Annotated in this window: 16 protein-coding genes; 3 read left to right on the top strand and 13 right to left on the bottom strand. The window is 48.5% G+C overall.

Going from position 1 to position 17,915, the window contains the following annotated elements; translation table 11 throughout:
- Positions 1-60 precede the first annotated feature (60 nt).
- On the top strand, positions 61-933 hold the full coding sequence (locus tag BKD12_RS06600) for a D-psicose 3-epimerase (RefSeq protein ID WP_070088506.1): 873 nt from the start codon (positions 61-63) through the stop codon (positions 931-933).
- Between the two features lie 53 nt (positions 934-986).
- Here the strand turns inward: BKD12_RS06600 and BKD12_RS06595 are convergent, their stop codons facing one another.
- The 3 genes from BKD12_RS06595 to BKD12_RS06585 all read right to left on the bottom strand — a co-directional run bounded on the left by BKD12_RS06595 (position 987) and on the right by BKD12_RS06585 (position 4,295).
- Positions 987-2,114, bottom strand: a complete 1,128-nt coding sequence (locus tag BKD12_RS06595; protein ID WP_242872727.1) for a M24 family metallopeptidase — start codon at positions 2,112-2,114, stop codon at positions 987-989.
- A gap of 32 nt (positions 2,115-2,146) precedes the next feature.
- Positions 2,147-3,211 (bottom strand): zinc-dependent alcohol dehydrogenase family protein, encoded by a 1,065-nt coding sequence (locus BKD12_RS06590; protein ID WP_070088505.1) that lies wholly within the window; start codon positions 3,209-3,211, stop codon positions 2,147-2,149.
- A 106-nt stretch (positions 3,212-3,317) separates the two neighbouring features.
- Entirely contained in the window at positions 3,318-4,295 is a 978-nt protein-coding gene (locus BKD12_RS06585) for an AraC family transcriptional regulator (RefSeq protein WP_242872726.1), read from the bottom strand.
- A gap of 96 nt (positions 4,296-4,391) precedes the next feature.
- On the opposite strand from BKD12_RS06585, the gene BKD12_RS06580 reads away from it, so the two are divergent.
- Positions 4,392-7,661 carry a tetratricopeptide repeat protein gene (locus BKD12_RS06580; protein WP_070088554.1) on the top strand — a complete coding sequence of 1,090 codons (3,270 nt, stop codon included), beginning with the start codon at positions 4,392-4,394 and terminating at the stop codon, positions 7,659-7,661.
- A 136-nt stretch (positions 7,662-7,797) separates the two neighbouring features.
- Here the strand turns inward: BKD12_RS06580 and BKD12_RS06575 are convergent, their stop codons facing one another.
- On the bottom strand, positions 7,798-8,421 hold the full coding sequence (locus BKD12_RS06575) for an HAD family hydrolase (RefSeq protein WP_070088504.1): 624 nt from the start codon (positions 8,419-8,421) through the stop codon (positions 7,798-7,800).
- A 2-nt stretch (positions 8,422-8,423) separates the two neighbouring features.
- Positions 8,424-8,864 carry a ribose 5-phosphate isomerase B gene (gene rpiB / locus BKD12_RS06570; protein ID WP_070088503.1) on the bottom strand — a complete coding sequence of 147 codons (441 nt, stop codon included), beginning with the start codon at positions 8,862-8,864 and terminating at the stop codon, positions 8,424-8,426.
- 120 nt (positions 8,865-8,984) lie between these two features.
- Here rpiB and BKD12_RS06565 point away from each other — a divergent pair, with 120 nt between their 5' ends.
- Positions 8,985-9,755, top strand: coding sequence for an HAD family hydrolase (locus BKD12_RS06565; RefSeq protein WP_070088502.1), 771 nt, complete (start codon positions 8,985-8,987; stop codon positions 9,753-9,755).
- Positions 9,756-9,825: 70 nt separating this feature from the next.
- On the opposite strand, the gene BKD12_RS06560 is transcribed toward BKD12_RS06565, so the two are convergent.
- From BKD12_RS06560 to BKD12_RS06525, 8 genes are all read right to left on the bottom strand, one after another.
- Positions 9,826-10,746 (bottom strand): carbohydrate kinase family protein, encoded by a 921-nt coding sequence (locus BKD12_RS06560; protein ID WP_094078735.1) that lies wholly within the window; start codon positions 10,744-10,746, stop codon positions 9,826-9,828.
- A 43-nt stretch (positions 10,747-10,789) separates the two neighbouring features.
- On the bottom strand, positions 10,790-11,683 hold the full coding sequence (locus tag BKD12_RS06555; protein WP_070088501.1) for a YitT family protein: 894 nt from the start codon (positions 11,681-11,683) through the stop codon (positions 10,790-10,792).
- 208 nt (positions 11,684-11,891) lie between these two features.
- Positions 11,892-13,085, bottom strand: a complete 1,194-nt coding sequence (tuf, locus tag BKD12_RS06550; protein WP_070088500.1) for an elongation factor Tu — start codon at positions 13,083-13,085, stop codon at positions 11,892-11,894.
- A gap of 118 nt (positions 13,086-13,203) precedes the next feature.
- On the bottom strand, positions 13,204-15,321 hold the full coding sequence (gene fusA / locus BKD12_RS06545) for an elongation factor G (RefSeq protein ID WP_070088499.1): 2,118 nt from the start codon (positions 15,319-15,321) through the stop codon (positions 13,204-13,206).
- Positions 15,322-15,330: 9 nt separating this feature from the next.
- Positions 15,331-15,801 carry a 30S ribosomal protein S7 gene (gene rpsG / locus BKD12_RS06540; protein ID WP_070088498.1) on the bottom strand — a complete coding sequence of 157 codons (471 nt, stop codon included), beginning with the start codon at positions 15,799-15,801 and terminating at the stop codon, positions 15,331-15,333.
- 249 nt (positions 15,802-16,050) lie between these two features.
- On the bottom strand, positions 16,051-16,473 hold the full coding sequence (gene rpsL, locus BKD12_RS06535; RefSeq protein WP_070088497.1) for a 30S ribosomal protein S12: 423 nt from the start codon (positions 16,471-16,473) through the stop codon (positions 16,051-16,053).
- 242 nt (positions 16,474-16,715) lie between these two features.
- Positions 16,716-17,294 (bottom strand): 50S ribosomal protein L25, encoded by a 579-nt coding sequence (locus BKD12_RS06530; RefSeq protein ID WP_070088496.1) that lies wholly within the window; start codon positions 17,292-17,294, stop codon positions 16,716-16,718.
- A gap of 208 nt (positions 17,295-17,502) precedes the next feature.
- A complete protein-coding gene (locus BKD12_RS06525) occupies positions 17,503-17,829 on the bottom strand; it encodes a hypothetical protein (RefSeq protein ID WP_070088495.1) in 327 nt (108 codons plus the stop codon).
- Positions 17,830-17,915: the final 86 nt, after the last annotated feature.

Raw genomic sequence — 17,915 nt, 5'->3', positions numbered from 1 at the left:
TTGACATTCCAGTGATATACTATGAGAGAAATTGATAATAAGAAGGAGGAATCTTAGGCTATGAAACACGGAATTTACTATGCTTACTGGGAAAAAGAATGGGCGGCGGACTATACATATTATGTCGACAAAGTCGCCCGCCTCGGCTTCGATATACTTGAGGTAGGTGCTGCTCCTTTACCTGATTATACAACGGATCAGATCCGGGCACTGCGCGACTGTGCAAAAGCAAACAATATTGAGCTTACCGCTGGATACGGCCCAACCTACGACCACAATTTAGGATCTGCCGATCCGGCGATTCGCAAAAATGCAAAAGAATGGTTTACACGGCTCTTTGACGTAATGGCACAGCTTGACATCCATCTGATCGGCGGCGCACTCTATTCCTACTGGCCTCTGGACTTCTCCCAGGGCGTAGATAAGGAAGGCGACTGGAAACGCAGTGTGGAAGCCATGCAGGATATCGCCCCTGTAGCAAAACAATATGACATCACCCTGGGAATGGAAGTCTTGAACCGCTTCGAGAACCATATCCTGAACACCGCAGAAGAAGGCGTCGCTTTCGTAAAAGAAGTAGGCATGGACAACGTGAAAGTTATGCTTGATACCTTCCATATGAATATAGAAGAATCCAGTATCGGAGATGCGATCCGGACCGCCGGAAGCCTTCTCGGACATTTCCATACCGGAGAATGCAACCGCATGGTGCCCGGAAAAGGCCGCACTCCATGGAGAGAAATCGGAGACGCTTTACGGGATATCGGCTATGACGGCACTGTTGTCATGGAGCCATTCGTGACTATGGGCGGCCAGGTCGGCCAGGATATCCACGTATGGCGGGATATCAGCCACGGCGCGTCCGAAGAGCAGCTTGACAAAGACGCTCATGATGCAGTCGTATTCCAGAAATACATGCTGGACTGGAAATAGGAAACACAGTAATGAAACAGGGGCAGAGAGTAAATCTCTCCGCCCCCTCTTGTTTATTTTCTTAAAATACCCACCACTTCATAGTCCCCATATGGTGTCTCCACCTCACGGCAGGGCCAGTCTTTTGTCCTGGTGAAGGTTTCGATCCCTTCTGCCGTAAGATAAGTGGTTTCTTCGCATTTGGTTCCCTGGATGGTCGGGTTCCAGGCAAAGGCTTCGCCTTCGTGGATCTCGCCGCCGGTCTCCGGGGTCACCACAAATTCCCGGCAGGCGTAGCCGGTAGGGCCTCCCTGGTGATGCAGCTTCCATTCGCCGTCATATCCGGCTTCTTCATACAACTTCTGGACTTTTGCAAAGCATTTCTGATAAGACATGCCTTCTTTCATCATGCACTGCATACATGCAAAGATATAGGCCGTCTTTTCGTATCTCTCTTTGATCTCTTCCGGTACTGGCCCGAAATATACGATTCTGGTCATGCTGATGTTTAAGCCGTATTTTTCGCCTCCCAGAACCACCATCAGGCTATTTTCAATCTTCTTATCCGTCGGAACCGGATGACGGTAATTTAGGATCCGTTCGTCAGAGCCCACCAGTACGCAGTCGGGGCTGACTCCTTCCTTCAGGCAGCGGCATTTCAGTTCGCTTGCAACTTCTTCCTCCGTCTGGCCAGGGCGGGCATCCCTGCACACACCTTCCACGATCTTGGCGCAGGTCTGTCCGATCTCACGGTACCGCAGGACTTCTTCCGGACAAAGCTGCATCCGGAGCCTTACGAGCTCTTCCTGCACATTCTTTGTCCCGGCGATCCCTGTATCCGAAGCATACGTCTTCCCTTCTGTCATTTTACCAATATAGTCATCCATGGATGTATACCAGGGTACCAGGATCGTTTCTCCCTCCAGCGGATTCTGTTCTTTCCCCATCCGGGGCGCGTCACTGCTGTCCGCCAGGAGCCTGATTCTTTCTGCATCAATGACATAATGGCCGATTCCCACTTCTGTGTTTGTGCACACTGCATTTTTCGCACCGCCGCTGACCCAGGTAAAATTGTCTCTCCGGCTTAAAACTACGTCGTCATATCCTTCGTTCTTCATCCACTCTCTCAAGTTTTCCACATGATCCATGATCTCATCTCCCTTTTTAATCTTACATTTTGCGGAAAAGTCCGTCCTTTCCATACTCCATGAAAAGAACGGACTCTCATTTTCTCTTATTCCATCTCGTGGCAGACGCATACTTTTCCGGTTTTTCCGGTTGCAAATATCTCGAAGGCCTTATCGGTCTCTCGAAGCGGGAAGCGATGGGTAATGATCTGGCTCGGATGTATTTTTTTACGGTCCAGAAGCCCTACCAGCTTTTCCATATTTGCCACGGAGGTCACCCAGGATCCGTGGAGCGTCAGGTTCTTGTGAAGGAGCAGCGGGCTCGGCTCGAAGGTTACCGTACCCTGCTCGCCCAGGAATACAACATTTCCCCACATTCTTGCCACTTCCAGACATCTGTGGCGTCCGATACTGCTTCCGGAGCAGTCAATGGCTACTTCCACGCCTTTTCCGCCGGTCATCTTCATGACATTTTCTACCATATTGTCGTCACCCAGAAGTACCTCGTCCGCGCCGATCTGCTTTGCCATCTCCAGACGCTCTTCTGCAATGTCTACTGCAATGGTCTGTGCTCCCAGAGCCTTTGCCAGGATGATCGCTGCCTGTCCGACCGGTCCCTGTCCCATAACCAGCACACGGTCGTTACCGGACACGTTTGCACGCAGGAGTCCCTGATATGCGGTTCCGAATCCACAGGCGATCATGGCCCCGTCTTCGTAGGTCAAAAATTCCGGCAGGTGGATACAGGTGCTCACATCTGCTACCATGTACTCTGCCAATGCGCCGTCTCTCTGCCATCCGTAAGCGCGGCGTTCCGGGTTCTGGCAGTTGATGAAAAATCCTTTCCGGCACTCATCACAATATCCGCAGCCCTGGATATGGTAAACCACAACACGGTCTCCAATCTTAAAATCGCAGACGTCTTCACCTACTTCTACTACCTGTCCGCTGGGTTCATGTCCTGCGATCACATCGTCATATCTTGCGCCGCCGGTCTTATCTGTATGTTCGTAATAAATATACTTCAGGTCACTTCCGCAAAGGCTCGCAGCCTTCATCTTCAGGAGCACCTGTCCCGGTCCCGGATGCGGCACATCCACTTCTACCGCCTGTACCTTAGCTCCGCCCGGCAGTTTCATTCCCAGCATCTTTTCAGGAATTTTGTTTTCCATAGTATGATCCTCCTTCTATCCTGATGTCATCTCAATTTTCATGGTTTCAGTATAGCATGATTTTCCCTTTGTAAAAATTCCATATTCTATCCATTGATGGACTATCTTACTCTGGATAAAAATAGTCTCCATTCTGATAATCCCGCGGCGACACCCCCACGACCTTCTTGAAGATTCTGGAGAAATAATACTGATCTTCATAGCCAAGCGCCGCAGCCGCCTCGTAGACATACATCTGCCCGGACTTTAACAGCTTGCACGCCTCCTGCATCTTCAAATGGATAAAAAACTCCACCGGAGACTTCCCAGTCTGCGTCTTAAAAATCGTATTCAGATAGCTCTTGGAAAGCTGCACCTCCTGGGAAATATCCGATAATGTCAGGTTTTTCTTCAGATTTTGATACATGTACCGGATCACCAGCGTCACATGCCGGTCCTGGGTGGTGCTCTCATCCATCTTTTCCCGGAAATATACTTCCGACAGGATCAAGGAAAGTACCTGGGAGATATAAATAAAGTTTCCTAACGTATAGTTCCTTTCCAGAACACGGAACAAAAGCTTAAACAGCACCATCATCCGGTTGTCGCTGGCGCGTGAGGCAAGATGCACGATCCGGCACTCCTGGACCGGATAATAAGGAATCGTCTCACCTTTAAAATGCACCCAGAGGATGCTCCACGGCTCTTCCTCATCCGCATAGTAGCGGTGCCGCCTGTTCCGGGGAATACAAAAGGCATCCGACCTGCCAAGGTGGTATTTTTTATCCTCCACCTCAATGATCCCCCGGCCTTCTGTACAGTAGATCAGGATATACTGGTCTGCACCCTCTTCCCGCTCCCGGTAGTGCTCCTTTGCCTTCGGAAAAAAACCCACATCCGTAAGGTACGCTCCTCTGACCAGAGGATGCTCCATATATTCTGCAAAGGACTCTGTAGGCACGATCAGATATGTTTCATCCCGGAATCCTTCTGCTTTGCCGATTCCATCCGACATACTCACACCTCCTTTTCCTGCTGCTTCCTGCTCTTTTCCACCAAAAAGTTCATTTGCTTTAATATAACACCCCAGTGGAATATTGTCCATGTTTTTATCGTTTATGCCATTTTCACCCGCTATGTGCTATGCTATCCTTAACTCAAGAATACGGCGAACAGATACGAAAGGAGAACTGTTATGACAATGGAACGTGTACATGTGTGGGAAGAAACAGTCACCATTCCGACCTACCCTGCGGCAGACCCGGAAAAAAGCCCTCTCTTTCTTGAGAACCGGGCTTATCAGGGAAGTAGCGGAAAGGTATATCCTCTTCCTGTCACAGAAAAAATATCCGACAAAAAAGAAGACGTGGCATACCATGCCATTTACCTGGAAAACGACTATCTGAAGGTGATGATCCTGCCAGAGATCGGCGGGAGGATCCAGCGTGCCTACGACAAGACCAACAACTACGATTTTGTCTATTATAACCATGTGATCAAACCGGCGCTTGTAGGCCTTACCGGACCATGGATTTCCGGCGGCATCGAATTTAACTGGCCGCAGCATCACCGTCCTTCTACTTATTCTCCGGTAGATTATTTCTATCAGGAGCATGAGGACGGATCCGCCACCGTATATGTCAGCGAGATCGACAAGATGTACGGCACAAAGGGTATGGGCGCATTCACCCTATACCCGGACAAATCCTATATCGAGATCAAAGGACAGCTCTACAATCGTACCGATATGCCGCAGACCTTCCTCTGGTGGGCAAATCCGGCTGTCCCGGTCAATGAACACACTTATTCCGTATTCCCGCCGGACGTACATGCGGTTATGGATCATGGAAAACGTGCTGTTTCCACCTTCCCGATCGCTACCGGGGAATATTACAAATACGACTACTCTGAAGGAATTGATATTTCCTGCTACCGCAATATCAAGGTCCCAACTTCCTATATGGCAGCTCATTCTGATTATGATTTCATCGGAAACTACGACGAGCAGCTGGACGCAGGGCTTTTACATGTGGCCGACCACCACATTTCCCCCGGAAAGAAACAGTGGACCTGGGGAAACAGTGATTTCGGCCAGGCCTGGGACCGGAATCTGACCGATGAGGACGGCCCGTATATCGAACTGATGACTGGTGTCTACGCCGACAACCAGCCTGATTTCACATGGCTCAAGCCTCAGGAGGAAAAGACATTTACCCAGTACTTCATGCCTTACAAACATGTAGGCCGCGTAAAAAACGCCACGAAGGACGCTGCTGTAAATATAGAGCTTGCAGGCGGCATCTTAAGGATCAAGGCTTATGCCTCCGGAAAGCACGCTCAGGTAACGATTCAGGTGACCCAGGGCGAAAACGTGCTGTTTACCGACACCGCGCCGCTCTCTCCTGTAGAAATCTATGACGGCACCTTCCCGACTGATCTGGAAACACTGTCTGGCTGCAGCGTTTCTATCAAAGATGCAGACGGAGCCCTCTTAGTCAGCTACACGGAAAAAGAACCGGAGCTCGAGCCCACTCCGGAACCGGCAGATCCTCTGCTTCCTCCGGAGCAGCTGAAATCCACAGAGGAGCTTTACTTAGGCGGCCTCCATTTAGAGCAGTACCGCCACGCCACCTTTGCACCAGAGGACTATTATCTGGAAGGCCTGAAGCGCGATCCTTCCGACATCCGTCTGAACAACGCCTATGGACTTCTGCTCTACCGCAGAGGATGCTTCGAAGAAAGTATTCCGTATTTCCGGAAAGCTATCGAAAAACAGACCTGGAAGAATCCGAATCCGTATCACGGAGAATGTTACTACAACCTGGGACTTGCTCTTCATATGACAGGTCAGGACGATGAAGCCTTTGACGCATTTTACAAGGCCACCTGGAGCTACGAAAACCAGAGCAGCGGTTACTACTGGCTCGCCTGCCTTTCCTGCCGGAAGGGAGACTACCAGGCAGCCCTTGGATTCATCGAGCAGTCCATGATCCGCAACTGGCACAACATGAAAGCCCGTACCCTGAAAGCAGCCATCCTGCGCGCTTTGAATAAGGACACGGTCCTGCTGCTTTCCGAATCTGCCGACATCGATCCTCTGGATATGGGTATCCGCTACGAGAAGGCCCTTGCCTCAGGAGATATGGCAGACTGGAAACAGGCTATGAGACAGCCGGCACACAACTATCTGGAGCTGTCTTTGGACTATATGAAAGCCGGATTCTATGAGGATGCTCTGGCGATCCTTTCCTCTTGCGAGGACGGTTCACCGATGATCTCCTATTATCAGGGTTATGCTTATGAAAAATCCGGAGATACAGCCCTTGCGGCATCCTTCTACCAGAAGGGCGAGGAAGCCTGCTCCGACTGCTGTTTCCCGAACCGGACCGAAGAGGTAGTGATCCTTTCAAGCGCCATAAAGGCTCTTTCAAAAGCGCCGCGGGCTCACTATTATCTGGGATGTCTGTTCTACGATAAGAAACAGTACGAGACAGCGAAAGACCACTGGCTTACTTCCGTTTCCGAGGATCCGGAATTTGCCATGGCACACCGCAACCTGGCAATCGCCTACTACAATAAAGAAAAGGACATGGAAAAAGCGCTCGTATCCATGAAAAGGGCATTGGATCTGGATCCCGGATACTCCCGGTTTCTCCTGGAATATGACCAGCTCTGCTCCAAGGCCGGCGTCTCCAATGAAGACCGTCTGGATCTCTTGGAAGAGCGTGTAGAACTGGCGGAAGACAGAGACGCTCTGTATGTGGAATACATCACGCTTCTGAACAATACCTGTCAGTATGATAAGGCACTTTCCTGCCTTGGCTCCCACCGGTTCCATCCGTGGGAAGGCGGCGAAGGGAAAGTCATCACCCAGTACCGCTACGCACTGACTCAGAAAGCCATCCAGCTTCTGGATGAAAAGAAATATGATGAAGCCATCCAGCTTCTGGAGCAGACGAAAGCCTATCCGGAAAACCTGGGCGAAGGAAAGCTTCCAAACGTGCAGGATAATATTGCCGACTATTATCTGGGACTCGCCTATGAGGCCAAGGGCAAAAGCGATACCGCAAGAGAGTGTTTCCTCCGTGCCTCCGTCGGGCTGGATGAGCCTGGAAGCGTATTATATTACAATGATCAGCCTTCCGACACCATCCTTTACCAGGGACTGGCAAACGAGAAGCTTGGCAATACCGCTGCGGCACGCAAATGCTTCCATCAGCTGATCTCCTTTGGCGAGAGACATGTATTCGACCAGGTAGGATATGACTACTTTGCCGTATCCCTTCCGGAGATCGAAGTGTTCCCAAGCAATATCAAGGATCGGAACGACACTTACTGTCATTATCTCATAGCTTTGGGAAATCTTGGACTTGGAAATCTGGATAAAGCAGCAAACCAGCTAAAGTCTATCCTTGCCGATCAGCCCGGATATCAGGGTGCAATCCAGCATCTTCTGATGCTGCAGGCTTAAACAATAGCAAATTATCATTGGGGACGGGGGATTTCTGGAAATCCCCCGTCCCCAATTTAGCGCTTTAAATTATAAAAGGAGCCGTGTTTAAAAAGCAACGGCTCCTTCCTTTATCATCATCTCTTCTTCTATGGCTTTACACCGGAAACAGATTCAGAAGATCCGAAAATTTTCTGATCACTGGATAGTCTCCTTCTACATTTCCAAACCCATACGACGCATAGATCATCGGTACTCCGGCCATGTCACAGGCATTGGCATCCCCTTGTGTATCCCCCACATAGACAGCTTCTTTCACGCCGCCCCGCTCCATGATAAGCCGGATGTTTTCCCCTTTCTGCTTCAAAGTGTCCCCAAAACACAGATGATCCACAAAGTATTCTCCCAGACCGGTATTTTTCAGCATCGCTTCGATATACCCGGACTGGCTGTTGCTTACGATCATCAGCCGGTATTTCCGGCTCAGCTCTTTCACAGTCTCCGCCACCCCTTCATATACATGGCAGGGAGCCGTCTCGATCCACTGATTCTCGATCCGGTACAGATCTGCGGCCAAAAGCTCCTGCTGCTCCGGCGAAAGCTCTGGAAACAGATCGTCCATGATCTCGTCCATCGGCTTTCCAAGCTCCGGAGTCATCATTTCCCCGGTCAGTCTCTTCGTGATCTGGGGCCATCCTTCCAGGGCCAGATTCCAGGAGTATACAATCTCATCCTTTGCATCCCACAATGTTCCGTCTACGTCAAAGATGATCGCTTCCATATCTACTCCTCTTCTAATTTCATCAGCATGTCCACTCTCTTCTGGTGACGTCCGCCTTCAAATTCAGCTTCCAGCCATGCCTTCACAATGTCTTTTGCAGTCTCCGTTCCAATGATCCGTGCTCCGAAGGCCAGTATATTGGTGTCATTATGCTGTCTTGACAGGCGGGCGGTGCTGGCTTCTGAACATACCACGGCCCGGATTCCCCGGATCTTATTGGCCGCCAGCGAGATTCCCACGCCGGTGCCGCAGATCAGGATTCCTTTCTCTACTTCTCCTGACACGACTGCCCGCGCCACTTTCGCTCCATACTCCGGATAGTCACAGCTCTCCGGTGTGTCTGTTCCATAATTTATCACCTCATGTCCTGATTCCTCCAGGTACTTTACGATCTCAAACTTCATTTCTACAGCAGCGTGATCGTTACCGATCCCTATTTTCATGGCTAAACCCTCTCTTCCATTTATATTTCTTTTATATTATAATGGGTTCGGTACAGATACGCAACAAGAGTTCAGAATGGATTCTTACGAAATGCAAGTTACATAAAAAGGAGACAGTACATGATCAAGCTAATCGCAAGCGATCTCGATGGAACATTACTAAGAAACGGAGCCCAGGAGATTAACCCGGAAATTTTCGACCTGATCCTTCGTCTGAAGGAAAAGGACATTCATTTTGCCGCTGCAAGCGGGCGTCAGCTTTACAGCCAGCGCTGCCTTTTCGCCCCGGTCAAAGATGAGATTTCCTACATCGCAGAAAACGGCTCTCTTTGTATATGCCAGGGAAAGGTAATATCTAAAGGCATTATTGAGCGAAGCCTGGGACTTCAGATTATTAAGGCTTCCCGGGAATTCGGCTCCTGCCACACTCTTTTATCCTGTGAAAGCCACTGTTATACCGACTCTGACAGTCAGGAGTTTATCCACCATATGCGGGACGAGCTCCACAACGATATCCATTACTGCCCTGATCTCACCAGCATCACAGAACCCTTCTTAAAACTTGCCGCCTGTGATTTCCATGGCACCACCTATCTTCTGCCCTATTTCAAAGAAAAATTCGGGGCGCAGATTGATGTCGTCACCTCCGGCAATCTGTGGGTGGACTTCATCGCCCCCGGCGCTAATAAAGGCACTGCCCTTAAACGGCTGGCCGACCATCTTGGCATCCGCCCGGAAGAATGTATCGCCTTTGGTGACCAGTATAACGATATAGAGATGCTGCAGTTCGCCGGATGCGGCTATGCCATGAAGGACTGTGCTCCCGGTGTAGAGCGCTATGCCGATGCTTCAACAGATTCTGTGGAAGAAGTGCTGCAAAAGCTGTTGTGAGGAATGTGACGGAAGTGTGAACGGGGACGTACACCTTTTGCAAAGGTGTACGTCCCCGTTCACACTTCCGTCACATTTTCACCCACCGGGCCGCTCCTGCACACTCCACCGCTTTGGCGCCGCACACGCAGGCAAATTCAGAGCACTGGCGCAGATTCTTGCCTTCTGATAAGGCAGCCAAGAACCCTGCCGTAAAGCTGTCGCCTGCCCCAGTGGTATCAACACACCGCACTCCCGGAACAGCCGGCACACGGAACAGCTCCCGGTGTGCCGCATCTTCTCCGGAGGCAACCAGGCAGCCGTCTCCGCCACACTTAATGACCACGTGTTTTACACCAGCATTTAAGAGTCGTACCGCGGCCTTTTCTTCATCCGTTTCCCTGGTCAGCATACACGCCTCTTCCCGATTCGGAAAGAAATAATCAACCCACCGCAAAGCTCCTGCTATATCCTTTTCCTGTTCTCCGTTTTTGGGCTTTGTCATATCTGCACAGACCAGGATCCCCTGTTCCTTCGCTCTGCAAAAAAGCTTTTCCATCTCTGCCGCTCCAAACCTTGGCGACACAAAAATGCTTGCAAACGACAGGATATCTATCGCTTTTTCAAAGGGAAACGTCAGATGCTCCGGCCCCAGCTTTCTAAGACTTCCGCCTGGATCTGTCAGGAAGCTCCGTTCTCCGCCTTCCTGAACCAGCACCGTATTGATCCCGGTCCTGATATCCTCACGCACGCAGTTATCTGAGATTTTTATCCCGCTTTCCCTCAGGCTTTCCAGGACCATTCTGCCTGCCATATCATTGCCCAGCACCGTCTGCAGCCACACATTCTTTCCCAGGCCAGCAAGCACAAGGGCTTCATTTGCAGCATCGCCTCCCACCTCCAGCCTGAGCTCTTCCACCGGATGTGAGCCTTTTTCAAACACCTGCATGCTGACCGGACGGGCCAGCACATCCAGAATTGCTGCTCCGATCACCATTATTCCTTTTCCCACGTTTTCTCTCCCGTCTTTTCTTTTTCACACATCTGCAGTCTGATTACTCGATATTTTCATCATCCAGCTTATGGAAATCCCGGTTCTGTCCAAACACATGGATCAGCGGAATTACTTTAATAAAGCAGTCATAATTCCCGACTTTGATAAATTCGCGCAGCTGGATGTATTCCTTAGAATTACAGACACAGCTCATCTGCACTTTCGGTTCCCTTGAGTAACCGCCCATGGCGTCAGTATAAATAGTTACGCTTTTGTGAATCTTATGAATTATGAAGTCCTCAATCTCCTCCATACGGTTTTTCCCAATGATCTGCATATCATAGAGCTTCGGGCCCAGATTAAACACCACATAATTCATGGCATTTACATAAATCAGCTGCCCGACAAACGCATAGGCCAGTGCGTCCAGGTTAAATGCTGTCGCCATAAATAAAATGATCAGCACCTCTTCGAAATAGTAGACCTTTTTCAGCTCTGCGGATTTCCAGACACATTTCTTCAGAACCTTTGCCAGCGTATCATCACCGCCGTAGGAAAATCCGATCCGGTAGGGCAGGCCGATTCCCGCACCATAGATCACCCCAAATACTGCCAGTGCGATCAGCTTGTCCTCAAACACGATCTGTACGTCTATATAGCTCAACACCGAAAGAACCGCCGGATACAGCAGCGACAGGATCACAATGTTAGAGGCATCCTTTTTCCCCAGGGTGAACCAGGTAAGGATCAGGATTAAAATCGTAATCGCATAATACACCAGGGAATAATTGATTCCTGTAAAATGCTCCACTGTCATAGATATACCTGTAATTCCCGGTGCGGTCAGCCCATTCGGGATCAGGATCCAGTTGGTGGCCACACTACAACATAAGCAGCCCATGATCAGCATACAGGCCTGTTTCAGCAGCGTCTTCTTTGATGCAATCTTCTTCATATGTACCTTCCCTCTCTTTTAAACTGACAAAACTCTCCTAATTTCCCCGCGGATTTTGAACAGGTCCATCCTGTCCATCATGATTCTATCTTATCATAGAAACAGCTTATATACTACCATAAAAGAAAAACCGCAGCCCTCTGGTTTCCCAAAGGACTGCGGTATAAAATTCTCTATAAATCACTCAGAGATCTGTTATTATCAGCGATTACTCGATGATAGTAGCAACTCTTCCTGATCCTACAGTACGTCCGCCTTCACGGATAGCGAAACGAAGACCCTGCTCCATAGCTACCGGGTGGATCAGTTCGATTGTCATCTCTACGTTGTCACCAGGCATGCACATCTCTGTTCCTTCCGGCAGGTTGCAGACACCTGTAACGTCTGTTGTTCTGAAGTAGAACTGCGGACGATAGTTGTTGAAGAACGGAGTATGACGTCCACCTTCATCTTTGGTCAGAACGTATACCTGAGCAGTAAATTTGTGGTGGCAGGTTACAGAACTTGGTTTACACAGAACCTGACCTCTTTCAATCTCAGTTCTCTGAATACCACGAAGCAGTGCACCGATGTTGTCACCAGCCTGAGCCTCGTCAAGCAGCTTACGGAACATCTCAACACCTGTAACAACAGTTTTCTTTGTATCCTCGTGGATACCAACGATCTCAACTTCGTCAGATACGTGCAGTGTACCACGCTCTACTCTACCAGTAGCAACAGTTCCACGTCCTGTGATAGAGAATACGTCCTCTACAGGCATCAGGAACGGCTTATCTGTATCACGCTCCGGATCCGGAATGTAGCTGTCAACAGCATCCATCAGTTCCATGATCTTGTCTCCCCATTCTCCTGACGGATCCTCAAGAGCCTTCAGAGCAGATCCCTGGATGATCGGAGTGTCATCTCCCGGGAACTCATACTCATCGAGCAGTTCACGGATTTCCATTTCAACCAGTTCCAGAAGTTCTTCATCGTCTACCATATCGCATTTGTTCATGAATACTACGATATACGGTACACCTACCTGACGAGAAAGCAGGATGTGCTCTCTTGTCTGAGCCATAACACCGTCAGTAGCAGCTACTACAAGGATAGCTCCATCCATCTGAGCAGCACCAGTGATCATGTTCTTTACGTAGTCAGCATGTCCTGGGCAGTCAACGTGTGCATAGTGACGTTTCTCAGTCTCATACTCAACGTGTGCGGTAGAGATTGTGATTCCACGCTCTCTCTCTTCTGGAGCCTTGTCAATGTTTTCGAAATCTACGGCAGCGTTACCAGCAACTCTCTCAGCAAGAGTCTTGGTGATCGCAGCTGTCAGAGTGGTTTTACCATGGTCAACGTGGCCGATGGTACCAATATTACAATGCGGTTTTGTTCTTTCAAATTTAGCTTTTGCCATTTTGAATATCCTCCTTATTATAGCGCCTTTTCAGGCATTTTTATAATTGACGTTTTTACTCGGCTAAGATTGATTATATTTCAAATCATACAGTTTTTCAAGCCTTTTTCATATTTAATTACTCATTTTTGCCAGATAATACTTTTTCCTGTACAGATTTCGGAACCGGCTCGTATTTCTCGAAGAACATAGAGTAGTTTCCGCGTCCCTGTGTCCTGGAACGAAGGTCTGTAGAGTAACCAAACATTTCAGACAGCGGCACGTATCCGCGTACGATCTTTCCTCCGCCAAGGTCATCCATACCTTCGATACGTCCACGACGGGAGTTAATGTCACCGATAACATCTCCCATATATTCTTCCGGCATTGTTACTTCTACCTTCATGATAGGTTCAAGCAGTACCGGAGCAGCTTTCTTCATAGCATCTTTAAACGCCAGAGAGCCTGCAATGTGGAATGCCATTTCACTGGAGTCTACCTCGTGGTAAGAACCATCGTATACATTAGCATGGATGCCGACTACCGGGAATCCTCCCAGAATACCAGCCTTCATAGCCTCTTCGATACCTTCACCTACCGCCGGGATGTATTCCTTCGGAATCGCTCCTCCGACTACAGTAGACTCGAACTTGAATGTTTCTTCTCCATTGACATCCATTGGCTCGAATTTTACCTTACAGTGTCCGTACTGTCCACGTCCACCGGACTGTTTTGCGTACTTGCTGTCCACATCCACAGCCTTGGTAAATGCTTCTTTGTATGCAACCTGCGGAGCACCTACATTTGCTTCCACCTTGAACTCACGCAGCAGTCTGTCTACGATGATCTCAAGATGCAGCTCTCCCATTCCGGCAATGATCGTCTGGCCTGTTTCATGGTCAGTGTGTGCACGGAAGGTCGGGTCTTCTTCTGCAAGTTTTGCAAGAGACTCTCCAAGTTTGCCCTGGGAAGCCTTTGTCTTCGGCTCGATCGCCAGCTCGATAACCGGTTCCGGGAACTCCATGGACTCCAGGATAACCGGATGCTGCTCGTCACAGATTGTATCACCTGTGGTAGAGAACTTGAATCCGATCGCTGCCGCGATATCTCCGGAGTAAACCTTATCAAGCTCCTGTCTCTTGTTTGCGTGCATCTGAAGGATACGTCCCACACGCTCTTTCTTTCCTTTGGTTGCATTTAATACATAGGAACCAGAATTTACGGTTCCGGAATAAACTCTGAAGTAAGCAAGCTTTCCTACGAACGGGTCAGTCATGATCTTGAACACCAGAGCAGAGAACGGTTCGTCATCGGAAGAATGTCTCTCGATCTCGTTTCCATCCTCGTCTACACCCTTGATCGCCGGAATGTCTGTCGGTGCAGGCATGAACTCAAGGACTGCATCCAGGAGCTTCTGCACACCTTTGTTTCTGTAGGCTGATCCGCAGCATACAGGAACTGCCGTACATTCACAGGTAGCCTTTCTCAGGACTGCTTTCATCGCCTCAACGGAAGGCTCGTCACCTTCCAGGTATTCCATCATCAGATCATCATCCAGCTCACAGATTTTTTCTACCAGCTCTGTGTGGTAAAGCTCTGCATCATCCTTCATATCCTCCGGAATATCTGTTACGGAAATGTCATCGCCCTTCTCGTCGTTGTAGATATAAGCCTGCATCTCAAACAGGTCGATGATTCCCTTGAAATCATCTTCCTTGCCGATCGGCAGCTGCAGACAGATAGCATTTTTGCCAAGTCTGGTCTTGATCTGCTCTACGGCATTGTAGAAATCTGCACCTAAGATGTCCATCTTGTTGATGAACGCCATACGAGGTACATTGTAAGTGTCAGCCTGACGCCATACGTTTTCTGACTGGGGCTCTACACCACCCTTTGCACAGAACACACCAACAGCGCCGTCCAGTACACGAAGTGAACGCTCAACCTCTACCGTAAAGTCAACGTGTCCCGGGGTATCAATGATGTTGATACGATGCTCCAGGGCGCCTTTTTTCGGCTTTGTCTTTTCTTCCAAAGTCCAGTGGCATGTGGTAGCGGCTGATGTGATCGTGATACCTCTTTCCTGCTCCTGTTCCATCCAGTCCATGGTAGCAGTACCTTCATGAGTGTCTCCGATCTTGTAGTTTACACCAGTGTAATAGAGGATACGCTCTGTCAGCGTGGTCTTACCAGCATCAATATGCGCCATGATACCGATATTTCTTGTTCTCTCTAATGGATATTCTCTTCCAGCCATTGTTGCCTCCTAGAATCTGTAATGAGCAAATGCTTTATTTGCTTCAGCCATCTTGTGCATATCTTCTTTTCTCTTAACGGCTGCACCAGTATTGTTTGCAGCATCCATGATCTCATTTGCCAGTCTTTCTTCCATTGTCTTCTCGCCTCTTGCGCGGGAGAAGTTGGTCAGCCACCGAAGTGCCAGAGCCTGTCTTCTGTCAGCTCTAACTTCGATCGGCACCTGGTATGTTGCACCACCGATACGTCTTGCCTTTACCTCAAGTACAGGCATGATGTTGTTCATAGCCTCCTCGAATACTTCGATCGCCGGCTTATCGGTCTTTTCTGCAACTCTGTCAAACGCTCCGTATACAATCTTCTGAGCGATACCTTTTTTGCCGTCCAGCATGATATTGTTGATCAGCTTAGTAACCACTTTATTGTTGTATAACGGATCCGCTAATACGTCTCTTTTCTGAGTATGTCCTTTACGTGGCACGGTCCTTCCCTCCTTAAACATATTGATTAATTCATCGGTACTCACATGTGTCTTTCTAATGATACAGTGTAGTGCTGGGCATACATCATATATATACCTTGCAACTTACATAATCATAGTTCTGTTTGTGACTACATACATAATATAGCAGTTCTTCAGATTTACGGAAGTTCTTCTCCGTTTCACTCCGAAGAACAAAGTAATCTCTAAAGCTCACGCTGCGTCTTACGACTTGCCTTCGCTAAGATCTTACTTTTTAGCGTCTTTCGGTCTCTTAGCACCGTATTTTGAACGCGCCTGTCTTCTCTTAGCAACACCTGCTGTATCCAGTGTTCCTCTTACGATGTGATATCTGGTACCCGGAAGGTCTTTTACTCTTCCTCCACGGATCAGAACAACGCTATGCTCCTGAAGGTTGTGTCCTTCGCCCGGGATGTAGCTTGTTACCTCGATACCGTTGGACAGACGTACTCTGGCGATCTTTCTAAGAGCTGAGTTCGGCTTCTTAGGTGTAGCTGTCTTTACAGCTGTACACACGCCTCTCTTCTGAGGAGCGGATGCATTGATACTTCTCTTTCTAAGAGAATTGTATCCTTTCTGAAGTGCCGGAGCTGTAGACTTCTTTACAGATGTCTGACGTCCTTTTTTTACAAGCTGGTTAAATGTTGGCATTCTCTTTCACCTCCTACGATTATAATAAGTTGCCATTCATTTCCATGAATCCGCGCACATAAAAATAGAATGCACTTTCATGCACGCTCAACTAGTGTATTACGATTTTTTTATCTTGTCAAGGGATATTTCCCTATTTTACTTGTTTTTACGGGATATTTACAAAGGGAAAGGACGGTGCCCCGCAGCATCGTCCTTTCCCTTTTCTTTCATTATATTAGTGTATATGAAAACTCCTGGCCTTAAGCCTCTTCTCCTTCCGCATCTTCCTCTGAAGTGTTGTATACCTCCTGTACTCTTACGATCACTGCTTCCGGATCTGTCTGGATCTCTATCTTAGGATTCCGGGCAATATCCAGGTCTTTTACATGTACCGTATCTCCGACTCTTAATTTGCCGGCATCAATCTCTACTTTATCTACCAGTGCATCCGGATATGCGCGGAAAGATATCTCCTCCAGCATCTGCTCCAGCACGCCGCCTGTCACTTTCTCATGGTTCAGAAGCACGATTTCTGCTACAGAATGTACCTTTTCATCCTCAACAAGCGCCTGGAAGTCTATCTCTTCCAGCTGTCCCTTCAAAGGATTATATTCTACGTCCTTAATCAGTACATTGTACGGTGTCCCCTCAATATCAAGGGTAATCCTGCTGCCTTTGCCGCAGGTCTTTAACAAGCGCTCAACTGCCTGCTTGTCCATCTTGATCGGAATGGATGTCTCGATCTGTCTGCCGAACACATTTCCGGTAACGAAACCTTCTCTTCTTAATCTTTTTGCTTTGATGTCCATTGTTCTTTTTTCAGCTTTTAAAGTATTCATTTATCTTTTCCTCCAAAAATCTGACCGGTTTCCTTGTTACATGCTTATTATAACACCTGGCACAAATTCCAATTCACCAATTTTAAAGATTTTTCAGGCTGCCTTTTGTGCATTTTTACACGTCTGTCCTCCTTTTCACTGTTACCAGGAAAAACGCCCCGGTTTTCCGCACCGGGGCGTCTGCATATTTTCTGTATTTTTCTATCTTCTACATCTGAGGCCGAAACCATTTTCTCTGTCCCAGTGCACGGGATTCTCTTCCATGGATCTCCCGCACGTGCATAGGTCTGCTTCCCTCGTTTTCCGCCTCCAGAGGTGTCCGTCCTGCCTCTTTCTTCAGTGTGTCCTCCGGAATCTCCTTTGCACCATCTACCGCTTTCCAGAAATGAGACAGCGCAAATGCTGCCTTTGACGCCAGGTAGAGTCCTCCTTCAGGGCTTTTCCCTTTCCGGTAGAACCAGTATTCCAGGAGCAGCCAGCAGAAAAAGAGTAAAGCCACAGCAAATACGACAAACTGAATCCAAACATTTGACATATCAAACACTCCTTTCCGCTTTGATTATTATAATTGTAAATCTTTTGTTTTTATATGTCAATGTTTTCAGAAATTTTATATGTATT

It is taken from the genome of Merdimonas faecis, assembly GCF_001754075.1.
In the GTDB taxonomy this organism is placed as follows: domain Bacteria; phylum Bacillota; class Clostridia; order Lachnospirales; family Lachnospiraceae; genus Merdimonas; species Merdimonas faecis.
This window is presented reverse-complemented; position numbering and strand designations above follow the sequence as displayed.